This window comes from Luteimonas terrae (assembly GCF_031457535.1).
Lineage (GTDB): Bacteria > Pseudomonadota > Gammaproteobacteria > Xanthomonadales > Xanthomonadaceae > Luteimonas > Luteimonas terrae_A.
This window is the reverse complement of record NZ_JAVDWO010000003.1, coordinates 303,636-320,384: the sequence shown is the minus strand read 5'-3', so window position 1 is coordinate 320,384 and position 16,749 is coordinate 303,636. Positions and strand designations below refer to the sequence as shown.

The window sequence follows — 16,749 nt, the reverse complement described above, 5'->3', positions numbered from 1 at the left end:
CGCGAAGGGCACGCAGTCTGGCAGATCGCGTGCGCGCGGTCATTGCAGGGCGGTACGCGGACGCCGGGTGCGCGAGTCGCGCGGAATGAGTGTCGACGTCGCCAGGCGACGGTTCGACGGGGAGTGGCCACGAATGGCGGGCACAAAAAAACCCGGACGTTGCCGCCCGGGTTCTTTGGCGCCGCTTACGCGGCACAGGTCGAGTAGAACTTACTCGGCCTGGACTTCTTCAGCCTGCAGGCCCTTCTGGCCCTGCGCGACCTTGAACGAGACCTTCTGGCCTTCCTGGAGCGACTTGAAGCCGCTGCCCTGGATCGAACGGAAGTGGACGAACAGGTCGTCGCCGCTCTGCGGGGTGATGAAGCCGAAGCCCTTGGCGTCGTTGAACCACTTGACGGTACCGGTCTGACGATCACTCATGGTGTTACTCCTTGGATCAGTTTATTGGAAGCACGACCCGCAAGTGCGGTGCCGGGACTGTATCGAGCAAGGGGTAACGCGAAGCGATGGAGCGGATCGTCTGGAGAGGCCGTTGCCGGCCCTGGAACCTGTGATCAACCGCATCGGAGCCACGATGTACCGTGATCCCGCTTTGAACAGTGGGGCCACCTTACATCACTTTTCAGATTTGTCTGTGAACTGTGTGCACCCGATTGCAGGCGAGGAGTGGAGGAGGCCGCGCGAAAGCCGGTCTGACGCGGTAAACCCGTGTTCTGCCTGCGTCTGGAAATGTCCGTTTTTGCACGGATTGCCGCGCCCGTGCGCCGAAACGCGGGCCAGCGGCCCGTCGATCAACCGCGTCGGCGTGAGGTGGGACGGGGCTGCAGGCCGTCCAGCACGCCGGCATTCCGACGCGCCCAGTCGTAGATCAGCTCGATCGGTTCGACCAGTCGCGCGCCGAGCGGCGTCAGCGCGTATTCGACCGCCGGCGGCACTGTGGGATGCACGATGCGCGCGACGGCGCCGGCCTCCTCCAGGCCGCGCAGCGTCTGGGTGAGCATCTTGCGCGACAGGCCGGGCAGGCTGCGATGCAGGGCGCCGCTGCGCGCGCTGCCGGCGTGGCGTGCCCACAGTGTGTGCAGGACCATCGAGGTCCACTTGGTGCCGAAGAGTTCCAGCACCCGCCGCGGCGCGCAGTCTTCGCGCCAGTCGTCATCCGCGCTGGCTGAATTCATGGGGTGGAAACCATTTGGTGCCTTCTTTCGGCTGGCGTCCCGCGTTCCTATGGTGGACGCCGGACTTGAGCAGGAGATGGATTGTGACCCAACAGGCACTGGTGGTCGGCGCGACCGGCATCGTGGGCAGCGCGCTGGTAGCGCACTTGCTGGAGGCGGGATGGGCGGTGAAGGGGCTGGCCAGGCGTCCAGACGCATTGCCGCCCGGCGTGCAGGGCGTTGCGGCGGATCTGTCGGATGCCCAGGCGACGCGCGCGGCGCTGGCAGGCCTGGCCCCCAGCCATGTGTTCATCACCACCTGGTCGCGGCAGGCCAACGAGGCGGAGAACATCCGCGTCAATGCGGCGATGGTGCGCAACCTGCTCGATGGTCTGCAGCCGGCGGGCTCGGTGCGGCATGTGGGGCTGGTGACCGGCCTGAAGCACTACCTCGGTCCGTTCGAGGCCTATGCAAAGGGCGCGCTGCCGCAGACGCCGTTCCGCGAAACGCAGCCCCGGCTCGACGTCGAGAACTTCTATTACGCGCAGGAAGACGAGGTGTTCGCCGCCGCCGCGCGCGACGGCTTCCATTGGAGCGTGCATCGCCCGCACACGGTGATCGGCGCGGCGGTCGGCAATGCGATGAACATGGGCACGACGCTCGCCGTGTACGCCTCGCTGTGCAAGGCGACCGGCCGGCCGTTCAGGTTCCCGGGTTCGACGGCGCAGTGGGAAGGCCTGACCGACATGACCGATGCACGCCAGCTCGCGAAGCATCTGCTGTGGGCCGCGACCACACCGGCCGCCGCCGACGAGGCGTTCAACGTCGTCAACGGCGACGTGTTCCGCTGGCGCTGGATGTGGGGCCGCATCGCCGAGTGGTTCGAACTGGAACCGGCACCGTTCGACGGCACGCTGCAACCGCTCGAGCAGCAGATGGCGCACGACGCCGAGGCGTGGACGCAGCTGGCGGCCGCTCACGGTCTGGCTGAATCCGATATCCATCGCCTGATTTCGCCCTGGCACACCGATGCGGATCTGGGCCGGCCACTGGAAGTGGTGACCGACATGTCCAAGAGCCGGCGCCTGGGGTTTCTGGACTACCAGCCCAGCGACGATGCGTTCTTCGACCTGTTCGCGGGTCTGCGCGCGCAGCGGTTGATTCCTTGACGGTGCGGGCGGTGCGCATCACGGGCGGTTGATACGGCCGGGCGCAGGGTGACCCGCTCGTCCATTGCATCGCACGGAGATCGGCCATGAGCGTTCCGCAGACACCCGACAGCATGAAGAAGTCGCAGCAGGACAAGGCCCCGCCGCAGAAGCCCGAGGGCGAGAAGCCGTCGAAGCTGTCCAATGACGACGTGGGTGACCGCGCCGAGGAGCGGCAGGGCGGGTATTGATCCCACTCGACGGCCGGGGTTCGCTCGGCCGTCTTCCCGTCGAATGTCGCTCAAATCGCCATTGAAGGCCGGCGCGCGCGCGTACCGGGTGACACAACAATCCGGTGCAAAGGCTGGCCGATATCCTGCCGGGATTGCTCGAACGCATTCGAGCCTGTGTGTGAGGATGCGTGTTCCGTCGAGCCGCCCGGACGGACCGCCGAACCGGTTTAAAGATCCGCGATCGATTTCCGGTCCGATGCCGCCTGCACCATCTGCCCGCCGCTGGCCAAGGCCTTCTTGAGCGCGTCTGCGCCGTAGGGCTTCTGCAGGATGTAGTGGTCGCGCAGGCGCTCGGGCACGCCGGCCGCGCCATAGCCGGTCATGAAAATATAGGGAATGCCCCGCGTATCGAGCGCGTCGGCAATCGGAAAGCTCTGTTCGCCACCGAGATTGATGTCGAGGATCGCGAAGTCGATGGCCCGCGTGTCGATGATCCGCAGCGCCTGGGATACGTTGGAGGCCACGGCCGGCGGGGTGTAGCCCAGATCGTCGAGGAAATCCTCGAGCAGCATCGCAAGGATGGATTCGTCCTCGACGATGAGGATGGCGGCATCGGTGTCGATCATCGGCGTTCCAGTTGCGGCGTGGCGCCGTCGGTAGGTGCGGTTTCCAGCGGCGCGGTGGCGCGGAAGACGACGCCGTCCGGCGCCCAGGCCAGTTCGACCTCGCCGCCCAGGTCGTTGCGCAGGCCGCGTTCGAGCAGCCGCGAACCGAAGCCGCGGCGCGTGGGCGCCTGGACCTGCGGCCCGCCGCTTTCGCGCCAGGTGAACGCCATGGCGGCGCCTTCACCAGCATGCGTGCAGTCCCAGCTGATGTGCACTTCGCCGCTGTCGCGCGACAGCGCGCCGTACTGCACCGCGTTGCTTGCAAGCTCGTGCAGCGCCATCGCCAGCGCAAGCGCGCGCTGCGGGGTGAGCCGGCAGGCCGGGCCGGAAATCTTGAAGCGCGTACCGGGCGCGGATTCGTAGGGTGCGATGACGCCGGCCACGATGTCCTGCATGTCGGCGCTGTGCCAGTTCTCGCGTGTGAGCACGTCGTGCGCCCGCGACAGTGCCAGCAGCCGCGATTCGATGCGTGACCCGCCGTCTTCCAGATCGTCGGCGGTGCCCAGCGTCTGCCGGACCAGCGACTGCACCGTGGACAGGGTGTTCTTGACCCGGTGGTTCAGCTCGTTGACCAGCAGTTCGAGATGCTCCTCGTGCATCCGCCGGTCGGTCACGTCGCGGGTACTGCCGGCAATGGCTTCGACTTCGCCGTCGGCGCCGATCACCGGCGTGAAGATGTAGTCGTAGATGCGTACGCCCTTGACGCGATGCGGAAACGGCACGTCGCCACGTACCGGCGCGCGCGTGGCGATCACACGTTCGATTTCCTCGTCGTGCATGGCGGCGTGCCAGGGCTCATACCCGACTTCCAGGCAGGTCTTGCCGGCGGCTTCTTCCCAGGTCATGCCCCACATCGCCAGCAGTGCATCGTTCGCATACACGAAACGATGTTGCAGATCGAACACGTAGAGCAGATCGGGCGTGGCCTGCAGCAGCGCTTCATAGGCGCGCAAGGTGGCGGGGTCACGCGGTTGGGCAAGTTGCACGGAGCTGGCTCGCGAGGCGGTGGCCGACTCTAGCACCGGGGTTTGTGGGCATCCTGTCACGATGGCAGGCGACGACCGGCGGCACAGTGCCGATGCCGGGACCACGGCGCGCGGGATCGTGAAGGCTGTCGTGGCGGGTGCCCGCGTAGGCTGCTGGCCCCGCACCCCACCGAGCCCCCGCGCATGGACACCGAAGGTCGTTATTCGCTTGCCGCGCTGGTCAGCCCCACGGCGCACAAGGCCGGCCGATGGACTGGGCAAGGGGCGCTGTATCTCGCCGGTATGCGCGAGCCAGTCGAGACCGTGCTGGCAGGCGACAACTTCGAAACGCCTCAGGTGGCCGAAGTGGCGGCGATCGAGGCGGCCCGGCAGGTTGCCTCGACGCGCGATGCGGATCCGGACGGTCTGGCTGGCATCAACCCAGGCTGAGTTGGGCCGGCGCGTGCGCGCCGGCAGTCTGCACGCTCAGGCGCCGGGTGGGCCTTCAAGCTGTTGCCAGAGTGCGTCGGGCACAGTGGCAAGTGCTTCGAGATGGGGCCGGCCGAACAGATAGCCCTGGAACAAGGGCACGCCCAGCTCGCGCAGGCATCGGTATTCGTCCGCGGTCTCCACGCCCTCGGCGAGCACCGTGCAGCCGATGTCCCGGGCGATCTGCACGATCCCGCGGGCGATCGCGGTGCGGACCGGATCACTGTCGATGCCGCGGATCAGGGCGATGTCGAGCTTGAGCACATCGGGCTGGAAATCCGCCAGCAGGTTGAGCCCCGCATAGCCGGCGCCGAAATCATCGATGGCGGTCAGGAAACCACGGCTGCGGTAGTCGCGAAAGATGCGGGTGAGATGCGCGTGGTCGCGGATTTGCTCCGATTCCGCGGTCTCGAAGATCAGCTTGTCGGTCGGGAAGCCGAACATCTGCGCCGCGGTCAGTGTCAGACGGATGCAGGTCGCCGGTTCATAGACCGCATTGGGAAAGAAATTGATCGACAGCCGCTGCTGCAAGCCGAGGCGGGCGGCGGTCTCGATGGCCTTGACCCGGCAGGTCTGGTCGAAGCGGTAGAGCTGCGCCGGCGTGACCCGGGCGATGACCTCGGCCGCGCTGCCACCGTCTTCGGTGCGCACCAGCGCTTCGTATCCGAAGATCGAGCGGTCACGCGCATCGACGATCGGCTGGAACGCCATGCGGACTTCAAAATCGAGCCTGTCGTCGCTGCCGCAGTCCTTGCATGGATGCGGCGAAGGTGTCGCGCCGAAGAATTTTTCCAGATACATACCGGATTCCGCAATGTGGAGATCGGCCGGGCGGCGGGTGGCCGCAGCGTAACGACCATCCTACGTTCCGCATGCGCGTGCATGTGCGCGCTGCCGCACATTGATGCCGCTTCCCGTCCGCAGCTGAGGTGTGACGCGGCGATCAGACTGCTGATGTGGGTCATTCAGCGGCGCAAAGATCCGTCAGGTTGCGCCAGTCCGCGGCCCGCACCTGTCGATTGCCGGGCGTGCGGTCGGAGGATCCCGGGTCTGGACAATCAGCCCGGTTGGGGCAGGACGCATTCGTCGGGAACGTGATGCTTGGTGGCGAGTGCGTGGAGCTGTTGATTGATCCAGTCGCGCTCGTCGGCAGGTGCGCTGTCGCGCAGACGCACCGCCATGTTCGCCAGCGCGGCGATCTTCTTCAGCCGGTCGCCCTCCGAATCACCGTAATTGCACAGGCTCACATCGAGGTCGTGCAGTGCTGCGGTCGTCGCGTCGTTGATGGTCATATGGTTGGCGTCCGGAGGAGCGCGCACTTTAAAACGCATGCGTGCACGGTGCGTCACGGCGCTGGCGGCACGACGCGTCGGGCGCTGTCGACGATGGGGGGCTACCTCAAGGCGCGCTTTTCGTATCCCGCATTCGGATCACGCAGTGGGTCGCCCGCCGCGCGCGCCACAGACGCTTACGGCTGGACGGCGGGCGGTGCCGCGCAGCATGCATCGCAGCCACGACAGGACTAGGCTGCACGGATACGTCCTGCAGGAAGCTCCGGATGAAGCCGCTCAACGTTGTGCTGTGCTGCGCGCTGTCTGCGATGGCGGGTGCGCTGCTCTGTTACGCCGTGCTGCGCCCCTCGCATACCGATGATGGGCGTACGGGGGCAGCCGGCGCGCCCTCCGTCAGCGAAGTTGCGCGGCAGGAGGCCGCTGCGCCTGCCAGCCGCCTCGATGCTCCGCCTCCTGCATCCAGTGTGGCGAATGCGGTGTCACGCTCGAATCCTTCGGCAAATCCCAGTGTCGTCTTCTCGGCCCCGGACACGCGCACAGGGGCTGCGACGGGGTCGTCGCGCGCCGGCCCGATGCCGATGTCGGACGACAATCTCCGCCGCGTCCAGGACGTCATCACCGACATGCGTCTGCGCGACAGCGATATGGATGATCTGTACACGCTGCTCGACCACGAAGGCCGCGATGCGGCCTGGTCCGATGCTGCAGAGGCCCAGCTGATGGCCTTCCTGCGCATGCATGGCGCCGGCTACGACGGCCTCGAGGTGAAACCGCCACGCTGCAGTGCGAGCGCCTGCGAAATGATCGCCGTCGCGCAGCCGGGGCTGGGCACCGAGGCCGCCCACGCGAACTGGCAGCGCCTGCTCGGTGTGATGTACGCGCAGGACTGGTTTCGCAATACGTTTGCCGACCAGCGTATGGGCATGATGCGCAAGGACGGCTCGGCCATCTACGTGACGAATTTCATGCGCGCGGACCCGGGCCCGTGACACGTGTCGCGGCAGCCGTGCTGATGTTGGCGGCATGGTCGTGCCCGGCGATCTCCGCGCAGCCGGCTGCATTCGCATGGCCCGATGGCCGGAAGGCGGCAGTGAGTCTCGCCTACGACGACGCGCTGGACTCGCAGCTCGACATCGCGATACCGGCGCTCGACCGGCACGGCTTCAAAGGCAGCTTCTATCTCACGTTGTCGGCCGACACGGTGCGCACGCGCATGTCGGACTGGCGCGCGGCGGCGCGCAATGGACACGAGCTCGGCAACCATAGCCTGTTCCACCAGTGCGCAGCCTCGAAGCCCGGGCGCGAGTGGGTGACGCCGCAGCGTGATCTCGACGCAATGACCGCGCCGCAGATGCAGGATCAGGTGCGTCTGGCCTCGACGATGCTGCAGGCCATCGACGGCGCCACCACGCGGACCTTCACCGTGCCGTGTGGCGACACCGCGGCCGGCGATGGTGATTACGTGGTGGCGCTCGCGGACGACTTCGTTGCGATCAAGGTCATGGGCGGCGCCGTGGTGCCCGACATGCAGACCCTCGACGTGCACGCTGTGCCGGTGGAAGCGCCGGTCGGCGTTGATGGCGATGCCCTGATCGCACTGGTCGAAGACGCTGCACGGCGCGGCACGATGGTGAACCTCACGTTCCACGGCATCGGTGCCGAGCATCTCGCGGTGTCGCGCGAGGCGCATGCGCAGCTGCTCGAACACCTGGCCGCGTCCCCGGAGATCTACTGGACCGCGACGTTCCGCGACATCATGACGTGGGTGCGCGCACGTGCGGCGCCACCTGCGCCACGGCCTGCAGCCGTCTCTCCGTGACCCGGCACGTCCTGTTCGTCTGCAGTCGCAACCGGCTGCGCAGCCCGACCGCCGAGCAGGTGTTCGCGGACTGGCCCTGCGTGGAGACCGCTTCGGCGGGTCTGAGCCCGGACGCCGACGTGCCGGTGACGCCGGAACTGCTGGCGTGGGCCGACACGATCTTCGTCATGGAACGCGTGCACCGCGCGCGTCTGAGCGAGCGGTTCGGGCCGCAGCTGCGGCATGCGCGGGTGATCTGTCTGGAGATTCCCGACGACTTCGGGTTCATGGCGCCTGCGCTCGTACGTCTGCTCGAAGCGAAGGTGCCGGCGCATCTGCCGCGGACGGCGTGATCCGTGGCGCGAAGAAGGGAGTATCGCGGCGTCGCTGGCACGAAACCGGCCCGGCAGGCGGCCGCGCGCGACCACGCTTCAGTCGATGATCTGCGTGGCCGGAATGCGGATGATGTAGTCGCTGCCGACGTCGAGCGCGGTTTCCACCGACAGCTGGTAGCCCAGCACGTCGCAGCTGCGCTTGGCGATGCTGGTGCCCAGGCCCAGCGAGCCATTGGGGTTGAGGCCGGCGAGATCCTCGGCCACGCCGCGCGCATCGCGATCACTCATGCCGCTGCGGTCGCCGCCGCCGCGCGCGCGGACCGACAGCACCAGGTCGTCGGCGTCGTGCACGCACTGCACGCAGACCAGGGTCGCGCGCCGTTCCAGTGCCACGCGCACGAGACTGCACAGGGCGCGGAGCAGCAGCGGCGCATTGGTGCACAGCACGATGTCGGTCGATTCGACTTCCAGTCGCGTGCCGTGCACGCGCATCGGCAGCGCCATGGTGTGCGCGAGGTCGGCGAAAACCTGCGACAGCGCGACACGCGTACTGGTCTGCAGGTCCTGGTCGGCTTCCTCTGCGGTGGCCTCGGCGACCTGGCGGAAATCCGTTTCCAGCGTGCGCGCGGCCTCGAGCGCGAGCGCCAGGAGTTCCTTTTCCTCGGCGGAATGGGAAAAACCGGCCAGTTCGCCAAGCACGGTGGTGATCGTGGTCAGCGGCCCGCGGAACCCGCGTGTGGCGAGGACATTGAGGCGCGTGCGATAGCGATTCGCACGGCGCGCACTCTCGAGCGCACGACGCAGTTCGAGCTGGATGCTGGCCTGGCGGACGGCGCCCTGCAGCAACGCACGCTCCATGGCGTCGAGCGTGCGGGGGCGGGTATCCATCACGCACAGCGCACCGAGGGCGCGGCCTGAATCCGACAGCAGCGGCAGGCCGCTGTAGAAGCGATAGCCCGCTTCGGTGACGATCGGTTCGTTGGAGAAAACCGGATGCGCCGCGAGATCCGCGACCTCGATCGGCGTGCTGTGCTCGATGACCTGGCGGCAGACCACGGTGAGGTCGGGTCCGTCGGGGTTGGCCGGTATCGTCTCGGGCGCGCGCTCGAGCGCGAACCAGGCCGAGACCTTGGGGTCGAACGTGAGCTGCGCATGGGCGATGCCGATGCTGCGCCTGAGGCCCTGCAGCAGCTCGTCAAAGGCATGGCTGAGCGAGGTGCGGGTCACCGAAGCGACTGCAAGGTCGGCGAGATTGCCCGACTCGCTGAAGAAACGATCGCCCGTGGTCACCGCGTCCTCCCTGGACGAGTCCTGCTCAGGCGTGAACTCTATGTGATGACGCATCCCCTTGACCACCCGTTGCTTCAATGTGTGGCCAGCGCCTCGTCCAGTGTGTTCACCGGCAGATGATGGCGTTCGACGAGCGCGTGCAGCTCGACGAAGAACCAGTGACGGTCCGGCGGCACGATGATGAACTGCAGCGCGTCGGCCACGTTCGCGAACGCCGCCAGGCGGGACAGTTGGGGGGCGCCGGTGTCGGACATGCGGATGAGCTCGCCGTCCAGGTCTTCCAGCACCGCGGTCGCGGTGTCGCGAGTGGTCAAGATGTTCTCCCGGTCAATGCGGGACCCTAGCAGTTGGCCGGTGCACGGCCTCCTCACGCGCGGCGCGGATGCGGTCGCCGTTTGCCGCCCTGCTGCAGCCGCAGGACGCGCCTGCAGCAGGGCGGATCGTCACGACATACACCGCGTTGCGCCTGCGCGCTTTTCAATCGGCATTCGAATCCCGACGATGTCCAATGCTGCGCTGCGTCTGGGGCATGCGCGATTGCGCCGGTAGAGTGGCGCGACTTGCGGAAGGAGCTTGCGGATGCAGTGTCTGCCGATTGCCACGTGCCTGCTGGCCTCGCCTGCTGCTCGGCTCCGATGTTCCCCGGTTCATCCTCGAACAGAACCTCGATGCGTTGAACGGACCGCCGCTGACCGGCGACGCGAAAGCGAAGAGCCGCGAAGGCAACGCACGCATGTTGCTTGGTCTTGCCGACTGAATCGACGCGGCCGGCCCGCGCACAGGAGTCCTCGATGACACGAACGCTCTTCCACCCAGCATGGCGCGTGATCATGGTGCTGGCGGTCTGCATGGCGTGCATGTCGGCGAACGCCGCCGATCGCCCTTCGCAGGTTCGCGTCGTTTCGACACCGGCTGGCCACCAGTTGCAGATCGACGGCCAGCCGTTCCGGATCCGCGGCGCCGGTCTGCAGGATGGCGACCAGGAAGCCTTGGCTGCGCGGGGCGCGAATTCGTTCCGCACCTGGCACACCGCCGACGATCCGGCACACGTGCGCGCGATGCTCGATCGCGCGCAGCACAAGTGGGTTGATGGTCGCGATGGGGCTGCATGTCGGCAAGGAGCGGCATGGGTTTGACTACGGCGACGTGGCCGCGATCGCGGCGCAGCAGGCGCGCATCCTCGAACAGGTACGTGCCCACAAGGCACACCCCGCGGTCCTGATGTGGGTGGTCGGCAACGAACTGAATCTCGAAGCCCGCGATCCACGAGTGTGGGATGTGGTCGAGTCGATCACGCGGGCGATTCATGCCGAAGATCCGCACCATCCGGTGATGACGCCGCTGGCCGGGTTCGATCCCGCGCTTGCGGATCTGCTGCGGACACGCGCGCCGTCACTCGATCTGATCGGCGTGCAGCTCTACGGCGACATCGTCGAGCTGCCGGCCAAACTCGAAGCCGCGCGCTGGAATGGCCCCTACGTCGTCACCGAATGGGGGCCGACAGGTCACTGGGAGAGTCCGTTGACGTCCTGGGCCGCACCGATCGAGGACGACGCATCACGCAAGGCGGCGCTGCTGGTCGATCGCTACACGCGCATCATCGAAGCGGACGCCGCGCAGGGGCTCGGGTCCTATGTGTTCCTGTGGGGCCAGAAGCAGGAGCGCACGCCGACCTGGTATGGCCTGTTCTTGTCCAGCGGCGAATCAACGCCGGGCGTCGATGCGATGCAGCAGCTGTGGACCGGGCGTTGGCCGCAGAACCGCGCGCCGGAGATCGCGCCGCTGCGCATCGACGGCCGGCTCGCCATCGACAGCGTGGTGCTGGCACCCGATGCCGAACATCGCGCGCAAGTGGTCGCGCGCGATCCCGACGGTGATCCGCTGACCTATCGCTGGATCGTGCGCGAAGAAAGCCGGGCGATATCGATCGGTGGCGATCCGGAAACCCTGCCGCCGGAGGTGCCGTTGCGGTTGTCCGAAGTTGCGGGTGGCGAGCTGCGGTTCTCGGCGCCGACCCGGCCCGGCGCCTACCGGCTGTTCGTCGAGGTGCGCGACGGGCAGGGGCATGCGGCGTACGCGAACTTCCCGTTCCATGTCGGCCCACCGCCGGCGCGTCAATGATCGAGGCGCTGTAGGCGCGCGCCTGCGGGACCGGTCAGTCCGCAGGCACGACGCGCAGCACGCGCCCGCTCGCGCTGTCGGTCAGCAGATACAGCGCGCCGTCAGGTCCGCTGCGCACATCGCGGATGCGCTCGCCGAGTTCGGCGAACAGAATGTCCTGCACGCCGGGCACGCCGCCGGCCATCGGCACGCGGCGCACGCTGCGCTCCACCAACGCCGAGACGAACAGGCTGCCGCGCCAGGCGGGGAACAGGGTGCCGTCGTACCAAGCCATGCCCGAGGGCGCGATCGACGGTGTCCAGTGCGTCAGTGGCGCGGTGATGCCGGGCCAGGTGCGATAGGGCGTCACGCGCGCACCGGTGTAGTCCACGCCGTCGGTCGTGATCGGCCAGCCATAGTTCGCGCCGGCGGCGATCGCATTGAGTTCGTCGCCGCCCTTGGCGCCGTGCTCGTTGGAATACAGCGCATCGCCGACGCGTACGATCGCCTGCGGATTGCGGTGGCCGGTCGTGTAGATCTCGGGCAGGGCACCGGCGCGGCCGACGAAGGGGTTGTTGCGCGGCACGCGGCCGTCGGTGTGCACGCGGATCGTCTTGCCCAGATGCGTATGCAGACGCTGGGCATCGGTGCGTTCGAGGTTGCCGTCGCCGACTGCGGTCACCAGCGTGCCGTCGGCGAGCAGCGCCATGCGGCCGCCGAAATGCTGGCCGGCGCGCTTGGCCGGTTGCGAGGTGAACACCGGCGCGACGTCGTGCAGGCGCGTGCCGTCGAAGCGCGCACGCACGATGCGCAGGTGGTTCGCCTCCGCGGTGCCGTGTGCGAACGACAGATAGATGAGTCCGGTCTGCGCGAAGCCGGGATCGACCATCACATCGAACAGGCCGGCCTGCCCCATCGCCAAGACCTGCGGCACGCCGTCGACCGGTGCGTCGCGCAGCGCGAATGCGCCATCGGCGCCACGTTCGATGACGCGCAGGCGTCCCGCGCGTTCGGTCACCAGCATCCGGCCGTCGGGCAGGAAGGCGAGCGACCACGGATGATCCAGCCCCCCGGCGACGGTTTCCACGCGATAGGCGCGGGTGTCGGCCGCCGCTATGCCGGCCAGCAGCAGCGACAGCAGGGCGACACACGCCATGCCGATGCGCGGGATCGGTCTGCGCGTCACGCGGGGAACCGGCAGGCGGGGGCTCGCGATCGACATGCACACTCCACATTCGGCGCCGCGACTGCGGCATCATCGACGGACATGATGCTGCATGCCACTTGCCGATGACGATCTCCCGCACGACCCGCACCCTCGGATGGGGCCGGCGCATTGCCGCGTTCGTTGCCGCGCTGTTGCTCGCCACCGTCTGGGGCAGCGTGGTGCAGACGCAATTCAATCTGCAGGCGCTGGCGGCGCTGGGTGTCGACATTCCGCTGCGCGTGCGCGCGTTGACCACGTTGCAGGATCTGGCGGGGTTCGGCCCGGCCTATGCCGGCATCGTGCTGGCGGCGTGGCTGCCGGCGTTTCTCGTCGCAGCGCTGCTGGTACGCGTTTGGCCGAAGGCGCGCGTGCCGCTGTATGCGCTCGCTGCAGGCGTGGGTCTGATTGCGGCGGTGCGCGCGGTCGACGCGGTCGCGCCGATGCCGGTGCTGATCGACGCGACGCGCGGCATCGGTGGCTTGCTGGCAATGGCGACGGGGAGTCTGCTCGCCGGCGCGGCGTTCACGTGGTGGACGCGTACCCGGCGCAGCCGGTACTGATCGCTGGGATGAGGGCCGGGCGGCTTCGTGCAGCGCGAGGACGCGCATCCGCGGTATTGGGTCTTGCCTTTCCCCCTAGCTGCGGAACGCCGCCGCGCGACCGGAGACGCAGGGCGCAGGCGAAGCGCTATGCGAATCCATCGCTTGCACCGCCGGCGCGTTGTTCGCCAAGAGAGCCGGCGTGCGCGGCTGACATCACGTGTGGACAGATGAGCGCAGACCGGGAGTGCACTGTGCTGTTGAATCGCCGGCATCCGTGCGCCGCGTCGTGAAACGGACGTCGCAATCGGGGGCAATGCGCAGACAGCTCTCTGTATCGTCGGCAACGGCGGCTGGGGGGGCGTGCACTGAATGCCCGGACATCGCGGATGACTCACGATCCGGGGCGGACGGTGCGCGTACGGCGATTCCCGCCGTTGGAGCCTCCCATGCGCAACCAGACCCAGAACCCGCAGCAATCCGCGCAATCGCAGAACGCGCCCGGCCAGCAGGGCGCGCAGTCGCCCGGTCAGCAGGGCAACGATCGTCAGGACGACGCGACGCGTCAGCCGCCCCAGCGTCAGACGCCCGGTGGCAGTGAAGAAGAGGAGTAAGCCGCGCCTTCTCGGCGGAGCGTGACCGCGTGACGCTCCGTGTCCGGAGCGTCACGCAGATCGCATCAGGCGACTGCCTGGTGCAGATCGGCGACGCGATAGCCCGCGCCGGTGATGGTGTGCAGCAACTGCACATCCTGGTCGCGATCAACCGCCTTGCGCAGGTTGTAGAGATGGCTGCGCAGCGTGTCGGAGTCGGGCAGGGTCAGGCCCCAGATCTCCTGTTCGATCTCGCGACGGCTGACCACGCGCGGTGCTTCGCGCATCAATATCGTCAGAATCTTCAATGCGATCGGCGCGAGGTTGAGCTCGCGACCGCCGCGCTGCACGCGCAGTGACGCAGGGTCCAACACCAGATCGGAGATCTGCAGCACGCTGGCGCCGATCTCGCGACGGTCGCGGCGGATCAACGCACGCACGCGCGCCTCGAGTTCCTTGATGTCGAACGGCTTGGTCAGATAGTCGTCGGCGCCGGCTTCGAGGCCTTCGATCTTTTCTTCAAGCGAATCGCGCGCGGTCAGCATCAGAATCGGTGTGGTACTGCGATGCTCGGTGCGCAGGCGGCGGCAGACTTCCAGTCCACCCAGCCGCGGCAGCATCAGGTCCAGCACGATGACGTCGAATGCGATCTCGGTTGCGAGGTTCACCGCATCGAGTCCGTCAGCCGCATAGTCGACCTCGAAGCCACGGCTTTCGAGAAACTCGCCTACAGGTTCGGAAATGTTGCGGTTGTCCTCGACGAGCAGGATGAGACCGCCGGGACTGTGGTGCGCCATGGAACGACTCCGCTCATCAGGATTAAGGTTCGCGAAGTTCGCATCAAGGCAGTGGAAATCCGGTGAAAGCCCGTGTGCGTTTCCGAACATATGGCGGCGTGTTCGGGGACGTTGGGCGATGGTTCGGCCGTGCTGCGCGGAGAAGGCAACGTCGGCGTCCGTTGCTCCACTTATGCCTTTTCGTATGGACACCCCCTCAGTTGCGCCGCGGCTGTCTGATTGATTGCCTCCACCTCATGGTTGCCGACCTCGACGCCGACGGTTCCATCAGGTGAGCCTCGACGTGCTGGAGGTGCCGGTCGGCGGCGAGGGTCCCGGCGTCTTCCGGCCGATGCACTGTTCAAGGTGGTGTTCCACGGCGAGGTGTACAACAGCGCGGCGTCGGTGGAGATCACTGTGAGGATTGACCGGCACCGGGCCGGTCACTGGGCCAGCGCGGGCAGCTCGTCATCGAGCGCCGTCCGGTCGCGGCCCGCATGCTTGGCTGCGTACATCGCCGCATCGGCGCGCCGCAGCAAGGCATCGACACCGGCGTCGTCGTCGCGTAGCGCACTGACACCTGCGCTCAGGGTGACCTGCATGCCGGGTTGGTCCAGCGCCACGGCGGTGTTCAACAGCATGGCGCGCAGGGTGTCGACGCGCAGGCGGGCGTGCTCGACGTCGGCGCCCGGCAAAATCACCAGGAACTCCTCGCCGCCCATGCGCGCGACATGGTCGGCGCTGCGGAAGGCACCGCGCAAAGCGTTGGCGACATGCTGCAGCACTCGGTCACCGCACTCGTGGCCGTAGAGATCGTTGATGCGCTTGAAGTGGTCGAGATCGAGAAAAGCGACCGTCAACGGTGCGCCGTCCGCACGTGCAGCGGCGATGCTGTGCTCGAGCCGCGTCAGCGCCGCGCGACGGTTCGGCAGCCCGGTCAGCGGATCGGTCTGGGCCAGTCGCGTCATCTCGTCGCGCTGCCGGCGCAGCACACCCAGGCGCAGCGTCAGGACCATGCTGCAGGTCAGGGCGAGCCAGCCGCCCGACAGCATGAAGGCCTCGACCTTCCACAACGCGAGCGTTGCCGGCGCGAACGTCTCCAATGCAGCGACCGCCAGAAACGGCAGCACGCCTGCCAGCAGCGACGCGCCGCCGCCGTGTCGCTGGATCATCGCCGTCGCCGCGACGCCGGTGAAGAGCAGCGCCAGCAGATAGAACCCGAGCTCGGTCGCCACCGACATCGCGGCCAGCACGCCGGGCGGCAACAGCGGCGTACTGAGGCCGGCGACGACCAACGCGCGCGCCGCCCAGCGCACCCCGCGCTCGACCTGTGGCAGCCGACGCCGCAGCCAGGACTGCCTTACCAGCGCCAGCGTGGTCATGCCGACCAGCGCGACCGCCAGGCCGACCATCGCTTCGACCGCGAAGCCCGCGATCGGCAGCCACGGTCGCGGCCAGGCCCACATCCCCGACAGCAGCGCCAGCCAGGCCGCGAACACGCTCACGGTGGCGGCGTAGGTCAGGAACGCGCGTTCGCGGGTGGCGATGAAGCTCAGCAGGGCCGACATCACCAGCGTCAGCACGACGGCCAGCGACGCGACACGGATTGCGAACCGGACGATATCGGCGCGTTGCACCGGCGTGGGTTCGCCGAGCTGGACGATCGGCCGCCACAACGGCAGCGGATTGGCGTCGTATTCGATCTCGATCGGTGCGGTGTCGCCCTGTCGGGGTACCAGCACCGTGCCCACGCCGGCGCGGAAGCGCGAATCGAGTGTGCGGGCATCGGCCAGCGTGCCGCAGCGGTCGCGCTGGCCGTGACGGATGTCCACTTCGCCCGACAGGGCGTTGAGCACCACGACCGCCTGTGGATGCCCGGACCAGCCGCCCTCGGGCGCCGGCAACTGCAGAACCTCACGGCCGGGGCCGTGCGCATGGACACATTCGTGTGGATCGTTGGAGACGAGCGCTGGCGCCCCGGTCACGACGGGCGCCGGCGTGCCGGGCTGCCCGCAGGCCGCGAGCATGCACATGAGCGCCCCCATCGCGACGGCCATCGCCATTGCCCGCCAGCCCCGCCTACGCTTCATCGTTTGCGCCGAAGACACCCTGTCTCCCCGGAGTAGGAGCTTGAGACAGTGTAGCGGCCGCGGCGCGCGTGCTCC

General features: G+C 67.7%; 20 protein-coding genes and 1 pseudogene. 10 read left to right on the top strand and 11 right to left on the bottom strand.

The annotated features are described in order from the left end of the window. Positions 1-210: 210 nt before the first annotated feature. On the bottom strand, positions 211-420 hold the full coding sequence (locus J2W68_RS05485) for a cold-shock protein (RefSeq protein ID WP_100321765.1): 210 nt from the start codon (positions 418-420) through the stop codon (positions 211-213). Between the two features lie 371 nt (positions 421-791). Further along, on the bottom strand, positions 792-1,175 hold the full coding sequence (locus tag J2W68_RS05480) for a winged helix-turn-helix transcriptional regulator (protein WP_310233419.1): 384 nt from the start codon (positions 1,173-1,175) through the stop codon (positions 792-794). 83 nt (positions 1,176-1,258) lie between these two features. Between J2W68_RS05480 and J2W68_RS05475 the strand changes: the two genes are divergently transcribed. Then, complete coding sequence (locus J2W68_RS05475) at positions 1,259-2,323, top strand: SDR family oxidoreductase (RefSeq protein WP_310233418.1); 1,065 nt, start codon at positions 1,259-1,261, stop codon at positions 2,321-2,323. 86 nt (positions 2,324-2,409) lie between these two features. Further along, positions 2,410-2,553, top strand: coding sequence for a hypothetical protein (locus tag J2W68_RS05470; protein WP_310233416.1), 144 nt, complete (start codon positions 2,410-2,412; stop codon positions 2,551-2,553). A gap of 209 nt (positions 2,554-2,762) precedes the next feature. Here J2W68_RS05470 and J2W68_RS05465 read toward each other — a convergent pair whose 3' ends face one another. Next, positions 2,763-3,161 (bottom strand): response regulator, encoded by a 399-nt coding sequence (locus tag J2W68_RS05465; protein WP_310233415.1) that lies wholly within the window; start codon positions 3,159-3,161, stop codon positions 2,763-2,765. Then, positions 3,158-4,186 (bottom strand): sensor histidine kinase, encoded by a 1,029-nt coding sequence (locus J2W68_RS05460; protein WP_310233413.1) that lies wholly within the window; start codon positions 4,184-4,186, stop codon positions 3,158-3,160. The genes J2W68_RS05465 and J2W68_RS05460 overlap by 4 nt, the downstream gene beginning before the upstream one ends. Positions 4,187-4,369: 183 nt before the next feature. Here J2W68_RS05460 and J2W68_RS05455 point away from each other — a divergent pair, with 183 nt between their 5' ends. After that, positions 4,370-4,615 carry a hypothetical protein gene (locus tag J2W68_RS05455; RefSeq protein WP_310233411.1) on the top strand — a complete coding sequence of 82 codons (246 nt, stop codon included), beginning with the start codon at positions 4,370-4,372 and terminating at the stop codon, positions 4,613-4,615. A 36-nt stretch (positions 4,616-4,651) separates the two neighbouring features. Here J2W68_RS05455 and J2W68_RS05450 read toward each other — a convergent pair whose 3' ends face one another. Beyond that, positions 4,652-5,455: an EAL domain-containing protein gene (locus J2W68_RS05450; protein WP_310233409.1), complete on the bottom strand. Its 804-nt coding sequence runs from the start codon at positions 5,453-5,455 to the stop codon at positions 4,652-4,654. A gap of 257 nt (positions 5,456-5,712) precedes the next feature. Further along, positions 5,713-5,946: a hypothetical protein gene (locus J2W68_RS05445; protein ID WP_310233408.1), complete on the bottom strand. Its 234-nt coding sequence runs from the start codon at positions 5,944-5,946 to the stop codon at positions 5,713-5,715. A gap of 578 nt (positions 5,947-6,524) precedes the next feature. Here J2W68_RS05445 and J2W68_RS05440 point away from each other — a divergent pair. Genes J2W68_RS05440 through J2W68_RS05430 form a run of 3 tightly spaced genes read left to right on the top strand, consistent with a single transcriptional unit; the run spans position 6,525 to position 8,097 of the window. Continuing rightward, on the top strand, positions 6,525-6,935 hold the full coding sequence (locus J2W68_RS05440) for a hypothetical protein (RefSeq protein WP_310233405.1): 411 nt from the start codon (positions 6,525-6,527) through the stop codon (positions 6,933-6,935). Further along, the gene (locus J2W68_RS05435) at positions 6,932-7,765 is read left to right on the top strand and encodes a polysaccharide deacetylase family protein (RefSeq protein ID WP_310233404.1); all 834 of its coding nucleotides are present in this window, start codon (positions 6,932-6,934) and stop codon (positions 7,763-7,765) included. The genes J2W68_RS05440 and J2W68_RS05435 overlap by 4 nt, the downstream gene beginning before the upstream one ends. Next, positions 7,762-8,097: a low molecular weight protein tyrosine phosphatase family protein gene (locus J2W68_RS05430; RefSeq protein WP_310233403.1), complete on the top strand. Its 336-nt coding sequence runs from the start codon at positions 7,762-7,764 to the stop codon at positions 8,095-8,097. Before J2W68_RS05435 ends, J2W68_RS05430 begins: the two co-directional genes overlap by 4 nt. A 78-nt stretch (positions 8,098-8,175) precedes the next feature. On the opposite strand, the gene J2W68_RS05425 is transcribed toward J2W68_RS05430, so the two are convergent. Beyond that, the gene (locus J2W68_RS05425; RefSeq protein ID WP_310233401.1) at positions 8,176-9,369 is read right to left on the bottom strand and encodes a GAF domain-containing protein; all 1,194 of its coding nucleotides are present in this window, start codon (positions 9,367-9,369) and stop codon (positions 8,176-8,178) included. Positions 9,370-9,443: 74 nt separating this feature from the next. Continuing rightward, positions 9,444-9,683, bottom strand: coding sequence for a hypothetical protein (locus J2W68_RS05420; RefSeq protein WP_310233397.1), 240 nt, complete (start codon positions 9,681-9,683; stop codon positions 9,444-9,446). Positions 9,684-9,751: 68 nt separating this feature from the next. Here J2W68_RS05420 and J2W68_RS05415 point away from each other — a divergent pair, with 68 nt between their 5' ends. Further along, positions 9,752-10,126, top strand: coding sequence for a hypothetical protein (locus tag J2W68_RS05415; protein ID WP_310233395.1), 375 nt, complete (start codon positions 9,752-9,754; stop codon positions 10,124-10,126). Between the two features lie 73 nt (positions 10,127-10,199). Continuing rightward, positions 10,200-11,490: pseudogene (locus tag J2W68_RS05410) on the top strand (glycoside hydrolase family 2 TIM barrel-domain containing protein). A gap of 34 nt (positions 11,491-11,524) precedes the next feature. Here J2W68_RS05410 and J2W68_RS05405 read toward each other — a convergent pair. Continuing rightward, positions 11,525-12,655, bottom strand: a complete 1,131-nt coding sequence (locus tag J2W68_RS05405) for a PQQ-dependent sugar dehydrogenase (RefSeq protein ID WP_310233393.1) — start codon at positions 12,653-12,655, stop codon at positions 11,525-11,527. A 104-nt stretch (positions 12,656-12,759) separates the two neighbouring features. Between J2W68_RS05405 and J2W68_RS05400 the strand changes: the two genes are divergently transcribed. Together J2W68_RS05400 and J2W68_RS05395 are read left to right on the top strand one after the other, a co-directional pair. Then, positions 12,760-13,236 (top strand): hypothetical protein, encoded by a 477-nt coding sequence (locus J2W68_RS05400; RefSeq protein ID WP_310233391.1) that lies wholly within the window; start codon positions 12,760-12,762, stop codon positions 13,234-13,236. A 428-nt stretch (positions 13,237-13,664) separates the two neighbouring features. Then, complete coding sequence (locus J2W68_RS05395) at positions 13,665-13,829, top strand: hypothetical protein (protein WP_310233389.1); 165 nt, start codon at positions 13,665-13,667, stop codon at positions 13,827-13,829. A gap of 65 nt (positions 13,830-13,894) precedes the next feature. Here J2W68_RS05395 and J2W68_RS05390 read toward each other — a convergent pair whose 3' ends face one another. Beyond that, positions 13,895-14,605, bottom strand: a complete 711-nt coding sequence (locus J2W68_RS05390; RefSeq protein WP_310233387.1) for a response regulator transcription factor — start codon at positions 14,603-14,605, stop codon at positions 13,895-13,897. A gap of 422 nt (positions 14,606-15,027) precedes the next feature. Beyond that, positions 15,028-16,674, bottom strand: coding sequence for a GGDEF domain-containing protein (locus tag J2W68_RS05385; protein WP_310233386.1), 1,647 nt, complete (start codon positions 16,672-16,674; stop codon positions 15,028-15,030). Between the last annotated feature and the right edge of the window lie 75 nt (positions 16,675-16,749).

Coding starts and splice junctions, on each gene's coding strand:
- J2W68_RS05390 (WP_310233387.1), bottom strand. CDS start 14,605: ATGGCGCACCACAGTCCCGGCGGTCTCATCCTGCTCGTCGAGGACAAC.
- J2W68_RS05400 (WP_310233391.1), top strand. CDS start 12,760: ATGACGATCTCCCGCACGACCCGCACCCTCGGATGGGGCCGGCGCATT.
- J2W68_RS05470 (WP_310233416.1), top strand. CDS start 2,410: ATGAGCGTTCCGCAGACACCCGACAGCATGAAGAAGTCGCAGCAGGAC.
- J2W68_RS05465 (WP_310233415.1), bottom strand. CDS start 3,161: ATGATCGACACCGATGCCGCCATCCTCATCGTCGAGGACGAATCCATC.
- J2W68_RS05455 (WP_310233411.1), top strand. CDS start 4,370: ATGGACACCGAAGGTCGTTATTCGCTTGCCGCGCTGGTCAGCCCCACG.
- J2W68_RS05450 (WP_310233409.1), bottom strand. CDS start 5,455: ATGTATCTGGAAAAATTCTTCGGCGCGACACCTTCGCCGCATCCATGC.
- J2W68_RS05385 (WP_310233386.1), bottom strand. CDS start 16,674: ATGAAGCGTAGGCGGGGCTGGCGGGCAATGGCGATGGCCGTCGCGATG.
- J2W68_RS05440 (WP_310233405.1), top strand. CDS start 6,525: ATGTCGGACGACAATCTCCGCCGCGTCCAGGACGTCATCACCGACATG.
- J2W68_RS05480 (WP_310233419.1), bottom strand. CDS start 1,175: ATGAATTCAGCCAGCGCGGATGACGACTGGCGCGAAGACTGCGCGCCG.
- J2W68_RS05445 (WP_310233408.1), bottom strand. CDS start 5,946: ATGACCATCAACGACGCGACGACCGCAGCACTGCACGACCTCGATGTG.
- J2W68_RS05395 (WP_310233389.1), top strand. CDS start 13,665: ATGCGCAACCAGACCCAGAACCCGCAGCAATCCGCGCAATCGCAGAAC.
- J2W68_RS05485 (WP_100321765.1), bottom strand. CDS start 420: ATGAGTGATCGTCAGACCGGTACCGTCAAGTGGTTCAACGACGCCAAG.
- J2W68_RS05415 (WP_310233395.1), top strand. CDS start 9,752: ATGCGGTCGCCGTTTGCCGCCCTGCTGCAGCCGCAGGACGCGCCTGCA.